General features: G+C 64.2%; 22 protein-coding genes. All 22 read left to right on the top strand.

Features of this window, described 5'->3' with window-relative positions:
* Window positions 1-1,427: 1,427 nt before the first annotated feature.
* Genes BcanWU425_RS29055 through BcanWU425_RS28950 form a run of 22 tightly spaced genes read left to right on the top strand, consistent with a single transcriptional unit; the run spans window position 1,428 to window position 16,723 of the window.
* Window positions 1,428-3,680, top strand: a complete 2,253-nt coding sequence (locus tag BcanWU425_RS29055) for a VCBS domain-containing protein (RefSeq protein WP_231188763.1) — start codon at window positions 1,428-1,430, stop codon at window positions 3,678-3,680.
* On the top strand, window positions 3,677-3,979 hold the full coding sequence (locus BcanWU425_RS29050; protein ID WP_231190920.1) for an Ig-like domain-containing protein: 303 nt from the start codon (window positions 3,677-3,679) through the stop codon (window positions 3,977-3,979). The genes BcanWU425_RS29055 and BcanWU425_RS29050 overlap by 4 nt, the downstream gene beginning before the upstream one ends.
* A complete protein-coding gene (locus BcanWU425_RS29045; RefSeq protein ID WP_326956062.1) occupies window positions 3,976-4,578 on the top strand; it encodes an Ig-like domain-containing protein in 603 nt (200 codons plus the stop codon). Before BcanWU425_RS29050 ends, BcanWU425_RS29045 begins: the two co-directional genes overlap by 4 nt.
* Window positions 4,575-4,877 carry an Ig-like domain-containing protein gene (locus BcanWU425_RS29040; RefSeq protein ID WP_231190920.1) on the top strand — a complete coding sequence of 101 codons (303 nt, stop codon included), beginning with the start codon at window positions 4,575-4,577 and terminating at the stop codon, window positions 4,875-4,877. Before BcanWU425_RS29045 ends, BcanWU425_RS29040 begins: the two co-directional genes overlap by 4 nt.
* On the top strand, window positions 4,874-5,476 hold the full coding sequence (locus tag BcanWU425_RS29035) for an Ig-like domain-containing protein (protein ID WP_326956062.1): 603 nt from the start codon (window positions 4,874-4,876) through the stop codon (window positions 5,474-5,476). The genes BcanWU425_RS29040 and BcanWU425_RS29035 overlap by 4 nt, the downstream gene beginning before the upstream one ends.
* On the top strand, window positions 5,473-5,775 hold the full coding sequence (locus BcanWU425_RS29030) for an Ig-like domain-containing protein (protein ID WP_231190920.1): 303 nt from the start codon (window positions 5,473-5,475) through the stop codon (window positions 5,773-5,775). Before BcanWU425_RS29035 ends, BcanWU425_RS29030 begins: the two co-directional genes overlap by 4 nt.
* A complete protein-coding gene (locus BcanWU425_RS29025; RefSeq protein ID WP_231190920.1) occupies window positions 5,772-6,074 on the top strand; it encodes an Ig-like domain-containing protein in 303 nt (100 codons plus the stop codon). Before BcanWU425_RS29030 ends, BcanWU425_RS29025 begins: the two co-directional genes overlap by 4 nt.
* Complete coding sequence (locus BcanWU425_RS29020; protein WP_231190920.1) at window positions 6,071-6,373, top strand: Ig-like domain-containing protein; 303 nt, start codon at window positions 6,071-6,073, stop codon at window positions 6,371-6,373. The genes BcanWU425_RS29025 and BcanWU425_RS29020 overlap by 4 nt, the downstream gene beginning before the upstream one ends.
* Window positions 6,370-6,672, top strand: a complete 303-nt coding sequence (locus BcanWU425_RS29015; protein ID WP_231190920.1) for an Ig-like domain-containing protein — start codon at window positions 6,370-6,372, stop codon at window positions 6,670-6,672. Before BcanWU425_RS29020 ends, BcanWU425_RS29015 begins: the two co-directional genes overlap by 4 nt.
* A complete protein-coding gene (locus tag BcanWU425_RS29010; RefSeq protein ID WP_326956064.1) occupies window positions 6,669-7,571 on the top strand; it encodes an Ig-like domain-containing protein in 903 nt (300 codons plus the stop codon). The genes BcanWU425_RS29015 and BcanWU425_RS29010 overlap by 4 nt, the downstream gene beginning before the upstream one ends.
* Window positions 7,568-8,170, top strand: coding sequence for an Ig-like domain-containing protein (locus BcanWU425_RS29005; RefSeq protein ID WP_326956062.1), 603 nt, complete (start codon window positions 7,568-7,570; stop codon window positions 8,168-8,170). The genes BcanWU425_RS29010 and BcanWU425_RS29005 overlap by 4 nt, the downstream gene beginning before the upstream one ends.
* On the top strand, window positions 8,145-8,393 hold the full coding sequence (locus tag BcanWU425_RS29000; protein ID WP_231188761.1) for a VCBS domain-containing protein: 249 nt from the start codon (window positions 8,145-8,147) through the stop codon (window positions 8,391-8,393). The genes BcanWU425_RS29005 and BcanWU425_RS29000 overlap by 26 nt, the downstream gene beginning before the upstream one ends.
* On the top strand, window positions 8,390-8,692 hold the full coding sequence (locus BcanWU425_RS28995; protein WP_231190920.1) for an Ig-like domain-containing protein: 303 nt from the start codon (window positions 8,390-8,392) through the stop codon (window positions 8,690-8,692). The genes BcanWU425_RS29000 and BcanWU425_RS28995 overlap by 4 nt, the downstream gene beginning before the upstream one ends.
* Window positions 8,689-9,591, top strand: a complete 903-nt coding sequence (locus BcanWU425_RS28990) for an Ig-like domain-containing protein (protein ID WP_326956064.1) — start codon at window positions 8,689-8,691, stop codon at window positions 9,589-9,591. Before BcanWU425_RS28995 ends, BcanWU425_RS28990 begins: the two co-directional genes overlap by 4 nt.
* Window positions 9,588-9,890, top strand: a complete 303-nt coding sequence (locus BcanWU425_RS28985; RefSeq protein WP_231190920.1) for an Ig-like domain-containing protein — start codon at window positions 9,588-9,590, stop codon at window positions 9,888-9,890. Before BcanWU425_RS28990 ends, BcanWU425_RS28985 begins: the two co-directional genes overlap by 4 nt.
* On the top strand, window positions 9,887-10,189 hold the full coding sequence (locus tag BcanWU425_RS28980) for an Ig-like domain-containing protein (protein ID WP_231190920.1): 303 nt from the start codon (window positions 9,887-9,889) through the stop codon (window positions 10,187-10,189). Before BcanWU425_RS28985 ends, BcanWU425_RS28980 begins: the two co-directional genes overlap by 4 nt.
* A complete protein-coding gene (locus tag BcanWU425_RS28975; protein ID WP_326956062.1) occupies window positions 10,186-10,788 on the top strand; it encodes an Ig-like domain-containing protein in 603 nt (200 codons plus the stop codon). Before BcanWU425_RS28980 ends, BcanWU425_RS28975 begins: the two co-directional genes overlap by 4 nt.
* On the top strand, window positions 10,785-11,087 hold the full coding sequence (locus BcanWU425_RS28970; protein WP_231190920.1) for an Ig-like domain-containing protein: 303 nt from the start codon (window positions 10,785-10,787) through the stop codon (window positions 11,085-11,087). The genes BcanWU425_RS28975 and BcanWU425_RS28970 overlap by 4 nt, the downstream gene beginning before the upstream one ends.
* Window positions 11,084-11,386, top strand: a complete 303-nt coding sequence (locus BcanWU425_RS28965; protein ID WP_231190920.1) for an Ig-like domain-containing protein — start codon at window positions 11,084-11,086, stop codon at window positions 11,384-11,386. The genes BcanWU425_RS28970 and BcanWU425_RS28965 overlap by 4 nt, the downstream gene beginning before the upstream one ends.
* A complete protein-coding gene (locus tag BcanWU425_RS28960) occupies window positions 11,383-11,685 on the top strand; it encodes an Ig-like domain-containing protein (RefSeq protein ID WP_231190920.1) in 303 nt (100 codons plus the stop codon). Before BcanWU425_RS28965 ends, BcanWU425_RS28960 begins: the two co-directional genes overlap by 4 nt.
* Window positions 11,682-12,284: an Ig-like domain-containing protein gene (locus BcanWU425_RS28955; protein ID WP_326956062.1), complete on the top strand. Its 603-nt coding sequence runs from the start codon at window positions 11,682-11,684 to the stop codon at window positions 12,282-12,284. The genes BcanWU425_RS28960 and BcanWU425_RS28955 overlap by 4 nt, the downstream gene beginning before the upstream one ends.
* Entirely contained in the window at window positions 12,281-16,723 is a 4,443-nt protein-coding gene (locus tag BcanWU425_RS28950) for a beta strand repeat-containing protein (protein ID WP_326956060.1), read from the top strand. The genes BcanWU425_RS28955 and BcanWU425_RS28950 overlap by 4 nt, the downstream gene beginning before the upstream one ends.
* Window positions 16,724-16,812 lie beyond the last annotated feature (89 nt).

Below are 16,812 nucleotides of genomic sequence, written 5' to 3'. Positions count from 1 at the left end.
ACCTCCCATGTTTTCCCCCAACATATTTTTCGTTTTTGCGATGGAGTCATCATGATTATATGACATAATCAAATTTCTCATTTAATGGCGGTCAATTTGGTTCCATTTGTAAGCCGACCGGGAACTGCTTTCGGTTTAAGCTTCACATGGATTTCGAATGCTTGCTCGCCGACCCCCGCTGCGCGGTAAAGCGAACGAGACTGCACGGGACGGCAGCACGAGATGCGAAGCTTCATGCGCGAGCATCGCAATGTCAGAAATCCCAGCCGAGGACTCCTCGCCGCCCTCCAGGGCACGTGCGTCGGCTACTGAGCGATAACCCAGCAGTTGGGTTGCGTCAGCGGTCTGGCTACGCGCCTCGCTCTAGGAGCGCACCACCCTTGAGTCCCGCGATGGTCTCACACTCTGGAACGTGGGCCCCCGGCGACAACCACGGCTACCGCCCTCCATGAGGATGACCAGCATCACATTGAAAGCCAAATTCGCCGCGTCACGGCGGGCTTACCTGGAGCGCGTCGGGTGCGTAAGTTAATAATCACGCGCGACGCATTGCGAGGCTGTTGCTTTCATGCCTCGTCTTCGCAGATAGGGCTGAGTTTGGCTCCAGTTGGCTCCCTGCGACTGTCGATCTACGCGAAGCAATGACCATCTCGCGGACGGAGTGCATCAGGGTAAAAGCCGTAAAATTCCGGAGTCGCCTCGCAAGGAGTGGCGCAAGAGCCCCCTTCTTCTTGATTTTGATGCATTAATCATTAAATGCGGCGTATAAATAAATAAATAGACTGGCGCTTTAATTTAAAATAGGTTTGATTTAATCCGGGAGTGGATGATCGTGACGCTTCTTGGCCACGGTGGTCGCTTCTGAAGTGGCGAATATTGCAAAATCAATAATTGCCAAACGTGGCGGCCAAGCACTGGCCACGATGGGCAAGGGGGGTACCGCTAGATCTTTCGCGTAACTTGGCAGCAGTTGATGGAGCTGCGGTCGGCGGACCTATCGCCGTTCGAGCGAGCGCTACCAATTTGCGTGAATTGATTTTGCGGCGACGCTCTCTGCTCTGCATTGGCAGGCGAGGTTGCGAATGACGTGCACGCATTTTGTAGCAATGTTCACTCGGGCGCGGGAAATTTCGAATTCTTCTCCGTCAATTTTCGATTTTTCGATCCAGCCAAGTTTGCGGTTTGCAAACATGGCAGCTGTCGGGCGCTCGACCGTGCACACGACATTCGCTCGCAAGCTCGGAGCGGCTCTAGCCCTAAACAGGCTTGAGCGGCACGAAGCGCTGAGCAGGACGATAGGCATGCTGAGTAGCTCGGCATCTTTCTTCAGCAGCATAGGCAAGGCAACGGCCGATCATCCCCGCGCCATTGTGCAATTTGTGCCGGTCCGTGAATGCGGACGGCGCATCATCCAGAGGATTTAAGCTATGGCGACGCAGGCAACGGGCGGCGGCAGCACGGTTTCGTTCGGCAATACTCCGCAAGCCAACACGGACATTTTCTCGTTTGCGGAAGACGCCAGCAACATTCTCATCTTGAACGTGCTGGCAAATGATCTTGGGGGCGCGGCCAAGACGCTGTTCTCCCTGGACGATGGAATGAGCTCCTCCGCGTCCACCAAAAACTACGCACCAGCGGACTTACTGGTCAAAGATGTAGCGTACAGCAGCGATGCCGCCGGAATGGCCGCAACCGGTGACCGCAGCGCCCTCGGTGCACGCATCTGGATCGAAGCGGACGGCACCGTTCATTACGACAAGGGCGACATCAACGTTCAGCTTCAGGCGCTGGCGACCGGGCAAACGCTGACTGACACGTTCACCTACGCGATCCAGCTGGGCAATGGCACGCTCAGTTGGGCGACCGTGACACTCCAGTTCAATGGGGCAAACGACTCGGTCTTCATCACATCGAGTCCGCAGAGCGGTTCGGTGGTCGAAGACGCGAATGCCACACCCGATGTCTCGGATTCGCAGAGCGCGGCCGGCACTATCAGTTTCAACGACGCCGATCTCAACGACACGCATTCGGCCTCGTTCGCAGCAGCTTCTTCTAACACCACTTCACTCGGCACTTTCTCGCTCGACCCTGTCAACGAGGCGCCCAATGCCGCCAACGGCGCGGTGCAGTGGCACTACAATTTGAACAACGCGGCTGCGCAGTACCTCGCTGCAGGCCAAACCGTCGCCGAGAGTTTCGTGGTGACGATCAATGATGGTCACGGCTCGACAGCCACCCAGACGGTGACGGTCACGATCACCGGCACCAACGACATCGTGTCGATCACCTCGGGTGTCCAGAGCGGCGCGGTGGTGGAGGACGCCCCGTCGACGCCAAGTCTGTCGGATTCCCTGGCTACGGCCGGGAGCATCAGCTTTAACGACGTAGATCTGAGCGATGGGCATACCGCGACGTTTGTCGCCGGGGCCGGCAACACTACCGCGCTCGGCACGTTCTCGCTCGATCCGGTGAGCGAGGCGGCCAATGCTGCCAACGGGTCGGTGCAGTGGCACTACGCCTTGAACAGCGCGGCTGCGCAGTACCTCGCCGAGGGCCAGAGCGTGACCGAGAGCTTCGTGGTGACGATCAATGATGGCCACGGCTCGACAGCCACCCAGACGGTGACGGTCACGACCACCGGCACCAACGACATCGTGTCGATCACCTCGGGTGTCCAGAGCGGCTCGGTGGTGGAGGACGCCCCGGCGACTCCGGATCCGTCGGATTCCCTGACGACAGCCGGCACCATCAGCTTTACCGACGTGGATCTGAGCGACGGGCATACCGCGACGTTTGTCGCCGCGCCAGCCAACACCTCCGCGCTCGGCACCTTCTCGCTTGATACGGTGAGCGAGGGCGCCAACACTGCTAGCGGCTCGGTGCAGTGGCACTACAACTTGAACAACGCGGCCGCGCAATACCTCGCTGCGGGCCAGAGCGTGGTCGAGCACTACGCCGTGACAGTGAGCGACGGCCAAGGCTCGACGGTCACTCAGGACGTCGCCATCACCATAGCTGGTGCGAATGACGTCGTTAGCGTCACCTCTGGTGTTCAGGCCGGCACAGTGGTCGAGGATGCCCCGGCGACGCCGGACCCGTCGGATTCTCTGACCGCAGCCGGCACGGTCAGCTTCACTGACGTGGATCTAAGCGACGGGCATACCGCCACATTCGTCGTTGCGCCAGCCAACACGACTGCGCTCGGCACCTTCTCGCTTGGTCCGGTGAGCGAGGCGGCAAATGCCGCCAACGGGTCGGTGCAGTGGCACTACAACCTTGACAACGTGGCCGCGCAGCACCTCGCTGCGGGCCAGAGCGTGACCGAGAGCTTTGTCGTTACTGTCAATGATGGTCATGGCTCAACGGCCACCCAGACCGTGACGATCACGCTGACCGGCACCAACGACACGCCGGTTGCGGTTGCCGACACCAACAGCGGTCTGGAAGACAGCACCATCACGGGCTCTGTGGCGACCAACGACAGCGACGTGGATGACGGCGCGACGCTGACCTATGCGCAGACCAGCGCGGTCGCCGGCCTGACGATCAACGCGGACGGCAGCTACAGCTTCGAGGCGTCGAATGCGGCCTACCAGCACCTGGCCGAGGGCGCGACGCAGGTCGTGGTTGCGAATTACACGGTCACCGACGAGCATGGCGCCAGCGCCCCTCGACGCTGACGATCACGCTGACCGGCACCAACGACACGCCGGTTGCGGTTGCCGACACCAACAGCGGTCTGGAAGACAGCACCATCACGGGCTCTGTGGCGACCAACGACAGCGACGTGGATGACGGCGCGACGCTGACCTATGCGCAGACCAGCGCGGTCGCCGGCCTGACGATCAACGCGGACGGCAGCTACAGCTTCGAGGCGTCGAATGCGGCCTACCAGCACCTGGCCGAGGGCGCGACGCAGGTCGTGGTTGCGAATTACACGGTCACCGACGAGCATGGCGCCAGCGCCCCTCGACGCTGACGATCACGCTGACCGGCACCAACGACACGCCGGTTGCGGTTGCCGACACCAACAGCGGTCTGGAAGACAGCACCATCACGGGCTCTGTGGCGACCAACGACAGCGACGTGGATGACGGCGCGACGCTGACCTATGCGCAGACCAGCGCGGTCGCCGGCCTGACGATCAACGCGGACGGCAGCTACAGCTTCGAGGCGTCGAATGCGGCCTACCAGCACCTGGCCGAGGGCGCGACGCAGGTCGTGGTTGCGAATTACACGGTCACCGACGAGCATGGCGCCAGCGCCCCCTCGACGCTGACGATCACGCTGACCGGCACCAACGACACGCCGGTTGCGGTTGCCGACACCAACAGCGGTCTGGAAGACAGCACCATCACGGGCTCTGTGGCGACCAACGACAGCGACGTGGATGACGGCGCGACGCTGACCTATGCGCAGACCAGCGCGGTCGCCGGCCTGACGATCAACGCGGACGGCAGCTACAGCTTCGAGGCGTCGAATGCGGCCTACCAGCACCTGGCCGAGGGCGCGACGCAGGTCGTGGTTGCGAATTACACGGTCACCGACGAGCATGGCGCCAGCGCCCCTCGACGCTGACGATCACGCTGACCGGCACCAACGACACGCCGGTTGCGGTTGCCGACACCAACAGCGGTCTGGAAGACAGCACCATCACGGGCTCTGTGGCGACCAACGACAGCGACGTGGATGACGGCGCGACGCTGACCTATGCGCAGACCAGCGCGGTCGCCGGCCTGACGATCAACGCGGACGGCAGCTACAGCTTCGAGGCGTCGAATGCGGCCTACCAGCACCTGGCCGAGGGCGCGACGCAGGTCGTGGTTGCGAATTACACGGTCACCGACGAGCATGGCGCCAGCGCCCCTCGACGCTGACGATCACGCTGACCGGCACCAACGACACGCCGGTTGCGGTTGCCGACACCAACAGCGGTCTGGAAGACAGCACCATCACGGGCTCTGTGGCGACCAACGACAGCGACGTGGATGACGGCGCGACGCTGACCTATGCGCAGACCAGCGCGGTCGCCGGCCTGACGATCAACGCGGACGGCAGCTACAGCTTCGAGGCGTCGAATGCGGCCTACCAGCACCTGGCCGAGGGCGCGACGCAGGTCGTGGTTGCGAATTACACGGTCACCGACGAGCATGGCGCCAGCGCCCCCTCGACGCTGACGATCACGCTGACCGGCACCAACGACACGCCGGTTGCGGTTGCCGACACCAACAGCGGTCTGGAAGACAGCACCATCACGGGCTCTGTGGCGACCAACGACAGCGACGTGGATGACGGCGCGACGCTGACCTATGCGCAGACCAGCGCGGTCGCCGGCCTGACGATCAACGCGGACGGCAGCTACAGCTTCGAGGCGTCGAATGCGGCCTACCAGCACCTGGCCGAGGGCGCGACGCAGGTCGTGGTTGCGAATTACACGGTCACCGACGAGCATGGCGCCAGCGCCCCTCGACGCTGACGATCACGCTGACCGGCACCAACGACACGCCGGTTGCGGTTGCCGACACCAACAGCGGTCTGGAAGACAGCACCATCACGGGCTCTGTGGCGACCAACGACAGCGACGTGGATGACGGCGCGACGCTGACCTATGCGCAGACCAGCGCGGTCGCCGGCCTGACGATCAACGCGGACGGCAGCTACAGCTTCGAGGCGTCGAATGCGGCCTACCAGCACCTGGCCGAGGGCGCGACGCAGGTCGTGGTTGCGAATTACACGGTCACCGACGAGCATGGCGCCAGCGCCCCTCGACGCTGACGATCACGCTGACCGGCACCAACGACACGCCGGTTGCGGTTGCCGACACCAACAGCGGTCTGGAAGACAGCACCATCACGGGCTCTGTGGCGACCAACGACAGCGACGTGGATGACGGCGCGACGCTGACCTATGCGCAGACCAGCGCGGTCGCCGGCCTGACGATCAACGCGGACGGCAGCTACAGCTTCGAGGCGTCGAATGCGGCCTACCAGCACCTGGCCGAGGGCGCGACGCAGGTCGTGGTTGCGAATTACACGGTCACCGACGAGCATGGCGCCAGCGCCCCTCGACGCTGACGATCACGCTGACCGGCACCAACGACACGCCGGTTGCGGTTGCCGACACCAACAGCGGTCTGGAAGACAGCACCATCACGGGCTCTGTGGCGACCAACGACAGCGACGTGGATGACGGCGCGACGCTGACCTATGCGCAGACCAGCGCGGTCGCCGGCCTGACGATCAACGCGGACGGCAGCTACAGCTTCGAGGCGTCGAATGCGGCCTACCAGCACCTGGCCGAGGGCGCGACGCAGGTCGTGGTTGCGAATTACACGGTCACCGACGAGCATGGCGCCAGCGCCCCTCGACGCTGACGATCACGCTGACCGGCACCAACGACACGCCGGTTGCGGTTGCCGACACCAACAGCGGTCTGGAAGACAGCACCATCACGGGCTCTGTGGCGACCAACGACAGCGACGTGGATGACGGCGCGACGCTGACCTATGCGCAGACCAGCGCGGTCGCCGGCCTGACGATCAACGCGGACGGCAGCTACAGCTTCGAGGCGTCGAATGCGGCCTACCAGCACCTGGCCGAGGGCGCGACGCAGGTCGTGGTTGCGAATTACACGGTCACCGACGAGCATGGCGCCAGCGCCCCTCGACGCTGACGATCACGCTGACCGGCACCAACGACACGCCGGTTGCGGTTGCCGACACCAACAGCGGTCTGGAAGACAGCACCATCACGGGCTCTGTGGCGACCAACGACAGCGACGTGGATGACGGCGCGACGCTGACCTATGCGCAGACCAGCGCGGTCGCCGGCCTGACGATCAACGCGGACGGCAGCTACAGCTTCGAGGCGTCGAATGCGGCCTACCAGCACCTGGCCGAGGGCGCGACGCAGGTCGTGGTTGCGAATTACACGGTCACCGACGAGCATGGCGCCAGCGCCCCCTCGACGCTGACGATCACGCTGACCGGCACCAACGACACGCCGGTTGCGGTTGCCGACACCAACAGCGGTCTGGAAGACAGCACCATCACGGGCTCTGTGGCGACCAACGACAGCGACGTGGATGACGGCGCGACGCTGACCTATGCGCAGACCAGCGCGGTCGCCGGCCTGACGATCAACGCGGACGGCAGCTACAGCTTCGAGGCGTCGAATGCGGCCTACCAGCACCTGGCCGAGGGCGCGACGCAGGTCGTGGTTGCGAATTACACGGTCACCGACGAGCATGGCGCCAGCGCCCCCTCGACGCTGACGATCACGCTGACCGGCACCAACGACACGCCGGTTGCGGTTGCCGACACCAACAGCGGTCTGGAAGACAGCACCATCACGGGCTCTGTGGCGACCAACGACAGCGACGTGGATGACGGCGCGACGCTGACCTATGCGCAGACCAGCGCGGTCGCCGGCCTGACGATCAACGCGGACGGCAGCTACAGCTTCGAGGCGTCGAATGCGGCCTACCAGCACCTGGCCGAGGGCGCGACGCAGGTCGTGGTTGCGAATTACACGGTCACCGACGAGCATGGCGCCAGCGCCCCTCGACGCTGACGATCACGCTGACCGGCACCAACGACACGCCGGTTGCGGTTGCCGACACCAACAGCGGTCTGGAAGACAGCACCATCACGGGCTCTGTGGCGACCAACGACAGCGACGTGGATGACGGCGCGACGCTGACCTATGCGCAGACCAGCGCGGTCGCCGGCCTGACGATCAACGCGGACGGCAGCTACAGCTTCGAGGCGTCGAATGCGGCCTACCAGCACCTGGCCGAGGGCGCGACGCAGGTCGTGGTTGCGAATTACACGGTCACCGACGAGCATGGCGCCAGCGCCCCCTCGACGCTGACGATCACGCTGACCGGCACCAACGACACGCCGGTTGCGGTTGCCGACACCAACAGCGGTCTGGAAGACAGCACCATCACGGGCTCTGTGGCGACCAACGACAGCGACGTGGATGACGGCGCGACGCTGACCTATGCGCAGACCAGCGCGGTCGCCGGCCTGACGATCAACGCGGACGGCAGCTACAGCTTCGAGGCGTCGAATGCGGCCTACCAGCACCTGGCCGAGGGCGCGACGCAGGTCGTGGTTGCGAATTACACGGTCACCGACGAGCATGGCGCCAGCGCCCCTCGACGCTGACGATCACGCTGACCGGCACCAACGACAGCCGGTTGCGGTTGCCGACACCAACAGCGCGGTCGCCGGCCCAACGACAGCGACGTGGACGATCAACGCGGACGGCAGCTACAGCTTCGAGGCGTCGAATGCGGCCTACCAGCACCTGGCCGAGGGCGCGACGCAGGTCGTGGTTGCGAATTACACGGTCACCGACGAGCATGGCGCCAGCGCCCCTCGACGCTGACGATCACGCTGACCGGCACCAACGACACGCCGGTTGCGGTTGCCGACACCAACAGCGGTCTGGAAGACAGCACCATCACGGGCTCTGTGGCGACCAACGACAGCGACGTGGATGACGGCGCGACGCTGACCTATGCGCAGACCAGCGCGGTCGCCGGCCTGACGATCAACGCGGACGGCAGCTACAGCTTCGAGGCGTCGAATGCGGCCTACCAGCACCTGGCCGAGGGCGCGACGCAGGTCGTGGTTGCGAATTACACGGTCACCGACGAGCATGGCGCCAGCGCCCCTCGACGCTGACGATCACGCTGACCGGCACCAACGACACGCCGGTTGCGGTTGCCGACACCAACAGCGGTCTGGAAGACAGCACCATCACGGGCTCTGTGGCGACCAACGACAGCGACGTGGATGACGGCGCGACGCTGACCTATGCGCAGACCAGCGCGGTCGCCGGCCTGACGATCAACGCGGACGGCAGCTACAGCTTCGAGGCGTCGAATGCGGCCTACCAGCACCTGGCCGAGGGCGCGACGCAGGTCGTGGTTGCGAATTACACGGTCACCGACGAGCATGGCGCCAGCGCCCCCTCGACGCTGACGATCACGCTGACCGGCACCAACGACACGCCGGTTGCGGTTGCCGACACCAACAGCGGTCTGGAAGACAGCACCATCACGGGCTCTGTGGCGACCAACGACAGCGACGTGGATGACGGCGCGACGCTGACCTATGCGCAGACCAGCGCGGTCGCCGGCCTGACGATCAACGCGGACGGCAGCTACAGCTTCGAGGCGTCGAATGCGGCCTACCAGCACCTGGCCGAGGGCGCGACGCAGGTCGTGGTTGCGAATTACACGGTCACCGACGAGCATGGCGCCAGCGCCCCCTCGACGCTGACGATCACGCTGACCGGCACCAACGACACGCCGGTTGCGGTTGCCGACACCAACAGCGGTCTGGAAGACAGCACCATCACGGGCTCTGTGGCGACCAACGACAGCGACGTGGATGACGGCGCGACGCTGACCTATGCGCAGACCAGCGCGGTCGCCGGCCTGACGATCAACGCGGACGGCAGCTACAGCTTCGAGGCGTCGAATGCGGCCTACCAGCACCTGGCCGAGGGCGCGACGCAGGTCGTGGTTGCGAATTACACGGTCACCGACGAGCATGGCGCCAGCGCCCCTCGACGCTGACGATCACGCTGACCGGCACCAACGACACGCCGGTTGCGGTTGCCGACACCAACAGCGGTCTGGAAGACAGCACCATCACGGGCTCTGTGGCGACCAACGACAGCGACGTGGATGACGGCGCGACGCTGACCTATGCGCAGACCAGCGCGGTCGCCGGCCTGACGATCAACGCGGACGGCAGCTACAGCTTCGAGGCGTCGAATGCGGCCTACCAGCACCTGGCCGAGGGCGCGACGCAGGTCGTGGTTGCGAATTACACGGTCACCGACGAGCATGGCGCCAGCGCCCCTCGACGCTGACGATCACGCTGACCGGCACCAACGACACGCCGGTTGCGGTTGCCGACACCAACAGCGGTCTGGAAGACAGCACCATCACGGGCTCTGTGGCGACCAACGACAGCGACGTGGATGACGGCGCGACGCTGACCTATGCGCAGACCAGCGCGGTCGCCGGCCTGACGATCAACGCGGACGGCAGCTACAGCTTCGAGGCGTCGAATGCGGCCTACCAGCACCTGGCCGAGGGCGCGACGCAGGTCGTGGTTGCGAATTACACGGTCACCGACGAGCATGGCGCCAGCGCCCCTCGACGCTGACGATCACGCTGACCGGCACCAACGACACGCCGGTTGCGGTTGCCGACACCAACAGCGGTCTGGAAGACAGCACCATCACGGGCTCTGTGGCGACCAACGACAGCGACGTGGATGACGGCGCGACGCTGACCTATGCGCAGACCAGCGCGGTCGCCGGCCTGACGATCAACGCGGACGGCAGCTACAGCTTCGAGGCGTCGAATGCGGCCTACCAGCACCTGGCCGAGGGCGCGACGCAGGTCGTGGTTGCGAATTACACGGTCACCGACGAGCATGGCGCCAGCGCCCCCTCGACGCTGACGATCACGCTGACCGGCACCAACGACACGCCGGTTGCGGTTGCCGACACCAACAGCGGTCTGGAAGACAGCACCATCACGGGCTCTGTGGCGACCAACGACAGCGACGTGGATGACGGCGCGACGCTGACCTATGCGCAGACCAGCGCGGTCGCCGGCCTGACGATCAACGCGGACGGCAGCTACAGCTTCGAGGCGTCGAATGCGGCCTACCAGCACCTGGCCGAGGGCGCGACGCAGGTCGTGGTTGCGAATTACACGGTCACCGACGAGCATGGCGCCAGCGCCCCTCGACGCTGACGATCACGCTGACCGGCACCAACGACACGCCGGTTGCGGTTGCCGACACCAACAGCGGTCTGGAAGACAGCACCATCACGGGCTCTGTGGCGACCAACGACAGCGACGTGGATGACGGCGCGACGCTGACCTATGCGCAGACCAGCGCGGTCGCCGGCCTGACGATCAACGCGGACGGCAGCTACAGCTTCGAGGCGTCGAATGCGGCCTACCAGCACCTGGCCGAGGGCGCGACGCAGGTCGTGGTTGCGAATTACACGGTCACCGACGAGCATGGCGCCAGCGCCCCTCGACGCTGACGATCACGCTGACCGGCACCAACGACACGCCGGTTGCGGTTGCCGACACCAACAGCGGTCTGGAAGACAGCACCATCACGGGCTCTGTGGCGACCAACGACAGCGACGTGGATGACGGCGCGACGCTGACCTATGCGCAGACCAGCGCGGTCGCCGGCCTGACGATCAACGCGGACGGCAGCTACAGCTTCGAGGCGTCGAATGCGGCCTACCAGCACCTGGCCGAGGGCGCGACGCAGGTCGTGGTTGCGAATTACACGGTCACCGACGAGCATGGCGCCAGCGCCCCTCGACGCTGACGATCACGCTGACCGGCACCAACGACACGCCGGTTGCGGTTGCCGACACCAACAGCGGTCTGGAAGACAGCACCATCACGGGCTCTGTGGCGACCAACGACAGCGACGTGGATGACGGCGCGACGCTGACCTATGCGCAGACCAGCGCGGTCGCCGGCCTGACGATCAACGCGGACGGCAGCTACAGCTTCGAGGCGTCGAATGCGGCCTACCAGCACCTGGCCGAGGGCGCGACGCAGGTCGTGGTTGCGAATTACACGGTCACCGACGAGCATGGCGCCAGCGCCCCTCGACGCTGACGATCACGCTGACCGGCACCAACGACACGCCGGTTGCGGTTGCCGACACCAACAGCGGTCTGGAAGACAGCACCATCACGGGCTCTGTGGCGACCAACGACAGCGACGTGGATGACGGCGCGACGCTGACCTATGCGCAGACCAGCGCGGTCGCCGGCCTGACGATCAACGCGGACGGCAGCTACAGCTTCGAGGCGTCGAATGCGGCCTACCAGCACCTGGCCGAGGGCGCGACGCAGGTCGTGGTTGCGAATTACACGGTCACCGACGAGCATGGCGCCAGCGCCCCCTCGACGCTGACGATCACGCTGACCGGCACCAACGACACGCCGGTTGCGGTTGCCGACACCAACAGCGGTCTGGAAGACAGCACCATCACGGGCTCTGTGGCGACCAACGACAGCGACGTGGATGACGGCGCGACGCTGACCTATGCGCAGACCAGCGCGGTCGCCGGCCTGACGATCAACGCGGACGGCAGCTACAGCTTCGAGGCGTCGAATGCGGCCTACCAGCACCTGGCCGAGGGCGCGACGCAGGTCGTGGTTGCGAATTACACGGTCACCGACGAGCATGGCGCCAGCGCCCCTCGACGCTGACGATCACGCTGACCGGCACCAACGACACGCCGGTTGCGGTTGCCGACACCAACAGCGGTCTGGAAGACAGCACCATCACGGGCTCTGTGGCGACCAACGACAGCGACGTGGATGACGGCGCGACGCTGACCTATGCGCAGACCAGCGCGGTCGCCGGCCTGACGATCAACGCGGACGGCAGCTACAGCTTCGAGGCGTCGAATGCGGCCTACCAGCACCTGGCCGAGGGCGCGACGCAGGTCGTGGTTGCGAATTACACGGTCACCGACGAGCATGGCGCCAGCGCCCCCTCGACGCTGACGATCACGCTGACCGGCACCAACGACACGCCGGTTGCGGTTGCCGACACCAACAGCGGTCTGGAAGACAGCACCATCACGGGCTCTGTGGCGACCAACGACAGCGACGTGGATGACGGCGCGACGCTGACCTATGCGCAGACCAGCGCGGTCGCCGGCCTGACGATCAACGCGGACGGCAGCTACAGCTTCGAGGCGTCGAATGCGGCCTACCAGCACCTGGCCGAGGGCGCGACGCAGGTCGTGGTTGCGAATTACACGGTCACCGACGAGCATGGCGCCAGCGCCCCCTCGACGCTGACGATCACGCTGACCGGCACCAACGACACGCCGGTTGCGGTTGCCGACACCAACAGCGGTCTGGAAGACAGCACCATCACGGGCTCTGTGGCGACCAACGACAGCGACGTGGATGACGGCGCGACGCTGACCTATGCGCAGACCAGCGCGGTCGCCGGCCTGACGATCAACGCGGACGGCAGCTACAGCTTCGAGGCGTCGAATGCGGCCTACCAGCACCTGGCCGAGGGCGCGACGCAGGTCGTGGTTGCGAATTACACGGTCACCGACGAGCATGGCGCCAGCGCCCCCTCGACGCTGACGATCACGCTGACCGGCACCAACGACACGCCGGTTGCGGTTGCCGGTCATACGCTCAACTACACGGAAAACCACGCCGCCACCGCGATCGACCCGGCGCTGACGGTGTCAGACGTCGACAACGCCAATCTCGTCTCGGCGACGGTGCAGATCACCGGCAATTACGTCAATGGCCAGGATGTGCTGGGCTTTACCAACCAGAACGGCATCACCGGATCGTTCAACGCGGCGACCGGGATGCTCACTTTGACCGGGTCATCCAGCGTCGCGAACTACCAGACCGCGCTGGACTCGGTAACCTACTTCAACACCAGTGATAACCCGTCGGGCCTGGCGCGCACTGTCACCATCATCACCAATGACGGGGCCGCCAACAGCGTGGCCGTGACAGACATGATCAATGTGACGCCGGTGAACGACGCACCGGCGCTGGCGACGACCAGCACGCTGGCCTACACCGAGAACCAGGCTGCGACGGCGATCAACACGGCGCTGACGGTCACCGACGCGGACAACCCGACGCTCACCAGCGGCACGGTATCGATCACGGCAAACTTCGTCTCGGGGCAGGACATTCTGGCCTTTACCAATGTCCCCGCAACCATGGGCAACATCGCCGGCTCCTACAACGGCGCTACCGGGGTCATGACCCTAACTTCGGCCGGCGGCACGGCAACGCTGGCGCAGTGGCAGGCGGCGGAGCGTGCGGTGACCTATGCCAACAGCAGCGACAATCCGTCGACGCTGGCGCGTACCGTGACCTATACGGTGGACGACGGCCAGGGCGTCAATCACGCCAGCAACGGGCTGACGAGCACCATCAACATCACGGCAGTGAACGACGCACCGGCGCTAGCGACGACCAGCGCGCTGGCCTACACCGAGAACCAGGCTGCGACGGCGATCAACACGGCGCTGACGGTCACCGACGCGGACAACCCGACGCTCACCAGCGGCACGGTATCGATCACGGCAAACTTCGTCTCGGGGCAGGACATTCTGGCCTTTACCAATGTCCCCGCAACCATGGGCAACATCGCCGGCTCCTACAACGGCGCTACCGGGGTCATGACCCTAACTTCGGCCGGCGGCACGGCAACGCTGGCGCAGTGGCAGGCGGCGGAGCGTGCGGTGACCTATGCCAACAGCAGCGACAATCCGTCGACGCTGGCGCGTACCGTGACCTATACGGTGGACGACGGCCAGGGCGTCAATCACGCCAGCAACGGGCTGACGAGCACCATCAACATCACGGCAGTGAACGACGCACCGGCGCTAGCGACGACCAGCGCGCTGGCCTACACCGAGAACCAGGCTGCGACGGCGATCAACACGGCGCTGACGGTCACCGACGCGGACAACCCGACGCTCACCAGCGGCACGGTATCGATCACGGCAAACTTCGTCTCGGGGCAGGACATTCTGGCCTTTACCAATGTCCCCGCAACCATGGGCAACATCGCCGGCTCCTACAACGGCGCTACCGGGGTCATGACCCTAACTTCGGCCGGCGGCACGGCAACGCTGGCGCAGTGGCAGGCGGCGGAGCGTGCGGTGACCTATGCCAACAGCAGCGACAATCCGTCGACGCTGGCGCGTACCGTGACCTATACGGTGGACGACGGCCAGGGCGTCAATCACGCCAGCAACGGGCTGACGAGCACCATCAACATCACGGCGGTGAACGACGCACCGGTGAACACTGTTCCTGCTACTTCGGTGAATGCGGGCAATGGATCGGGCACGGCGACTTTTTCGGGAGCAAGCCTCATCAGCATTAGTGATGTGGACGCCGGAAGCGGCAGCGTTACCGTGTCACTATCCCTTGGCGCTTCGGCCCAATCTCTAACCGGTATTCTTACACTTGCTACGACTACCGGCCTCACATTCAACGCCGGAGCCAATGCTACAAAGGCCATGACGTTCACGGGCACAATCACCGATATCAATAACGCCCTGAATGGCATGGTATTCAGTAACGGTTCAAATAATAGTACCCGAACACTGACGATTACAACCAACGACAACGGAAATTCCGGCTCAGGCGGAAGCCATACCGATGTTGACACCGTCTCGGTCGTAAAGGGAAATGGGTCTACCCCCATTACGCCGGCCGGCACTGCCGGAGAGGCGATCAACTTAGCTCTTCCGGATCAGTCGTTAGATCACTTGGTTGCCGTCACGGCTAACATTTCCGGTATTCCCTCTGGATGGATATTGAGCGAGGGAGCCGTTAACAGCGACGGTAGCTGGACCGTGGTGACCAATGACATCGCATCGCTCGCAATTACCTCACCCTCGAATTATACGGGTGCATTGGTGCTCAACGTGACGGAGACCTGGACCAATACTGACGGTAGCACCGGGTCCGCAATTGCCATCGATAACGTCGAAGCCTATGCGCCGGGATCGCCGATCTTCGCGCTCTCAGGGGACGACAACCTGACTGGCTCGAGCGGCCACGACATGTTTGTGTTCTCGCAGCCGATCGGTCATGACGTGATCTATAGCTTCGACGCGACCTCGGATCGGATCGATCTGATCGGCTATGCCAACTTCACCGGCTTTGGCGACATCCAGGCGCACATGGCCAACGATGCTGCCGGCAATGCGGTGATCACGCTCGCCGATGGCCAGTCGATCACGCTAAATGGGGTCGACGCCTCATCGCTCACCGCGAGCGACTTCGTCTTCGATCAAACGCCGGTCACTGAAAACGCCGGCCACATGGTGATCAGCGACGGCGCGATCCTACCGCTCTCCGGTGTCATCGACAACACCGGCACGATGGAGTTGAACTCGACAGGCGACGAGACAGACCTTCAGCTGATCGAGCATGGCATCACACTGCAGGGCGGCGGCCATGTCGACCTTTCGGACAGCAGCGAGAACGTGATCACCGGAACGGTCTCCGACGTCACGCTGACGAACGTGGACAACACGATCTCCGGTGCCGGCCACCTCGGCGATGGGGTGATGGTGCTGGTCAATGAAGGCACGATCATCGCCACCGGCACCAATGCACTCGACATCGATACCGGAGCTAACGCCGTCACCAACCCCGGCACGCTCGAGGCAACCGGAACCGGTGGACTGGAGGTCCACAGCGACCTCATCAACACCGGCGTGTTGTGGGCCAATGGCGGCAACGTCACAATCGATGGCAATGTCAGCGGTAACGGAACGGCTCAGATTAGCGGTTCGGCCACACTCGAATTCGGAGCGGCCTCATCTGCGAATGTAGCGCTTGATGCCCAAGCGACCGGGACAATCGTGCTCCATGACTCCTTCGACTTTAGCGGGGTCGTGTCCGGATTTAACGGGGATGACCACCTGGATCTCCTCGATGTGGCATTCGGGGCCGGCACGACCGCGAGCTATGTCGCAAATCAGGCTGGTGCTGGAGGAACCCTGTCGGTGACCGACGGAGTCCATACCGCCAATATTACCCTGTTGGGCCAGTACGACCCCGCGGGCTTCCAAACCGAGGCAGACAAGAACACGGGAACGCTCATCAGCTACCACGACCATCTGGCCTGATGCGCGGCGGGGAAATGGGTCGGGGCGAATGTTGCGGCCCTGACTTTGGATTACGGCGTGATTTTGAAGAGGGGCGGATTTTCCGCTGA

The sequence above is a fragment of the Bradyrhizobium sp. WU425 genome (genome assembly GCF_021052305.1).
GTDB lineage: Bacteria > Pseudomonadota > Alphaproteobacteria > Rhizobiales > Xanthobacteraceae > Bradyrhizobium > Bradyrhizobium canariense_D.
The sequence above is the reverse complement of the archived record's forward strand: the minus strand, read 5'-3'. Positions and strand labels throughout refer to the sequence as shown.

What these genes read in the sequence shown, in the direction of transcription:
- BcanWU425_RS29055 (WP_231188763.1), top strand. Translation starts at nt 1,428, where the DNA reads ATGGCGACGCAGGCAACGGGCGGCGGCAGCACGGTTTCGTTCGGCAAT.
- BcanWU425_RS29000 (WP_231188761.1), top strand. Translation starts at nt 8,145, where the DNA reads ATGGCGCCAGCGCCCCTCGACGCTGACGATCACGCTGACCGGCACCAA.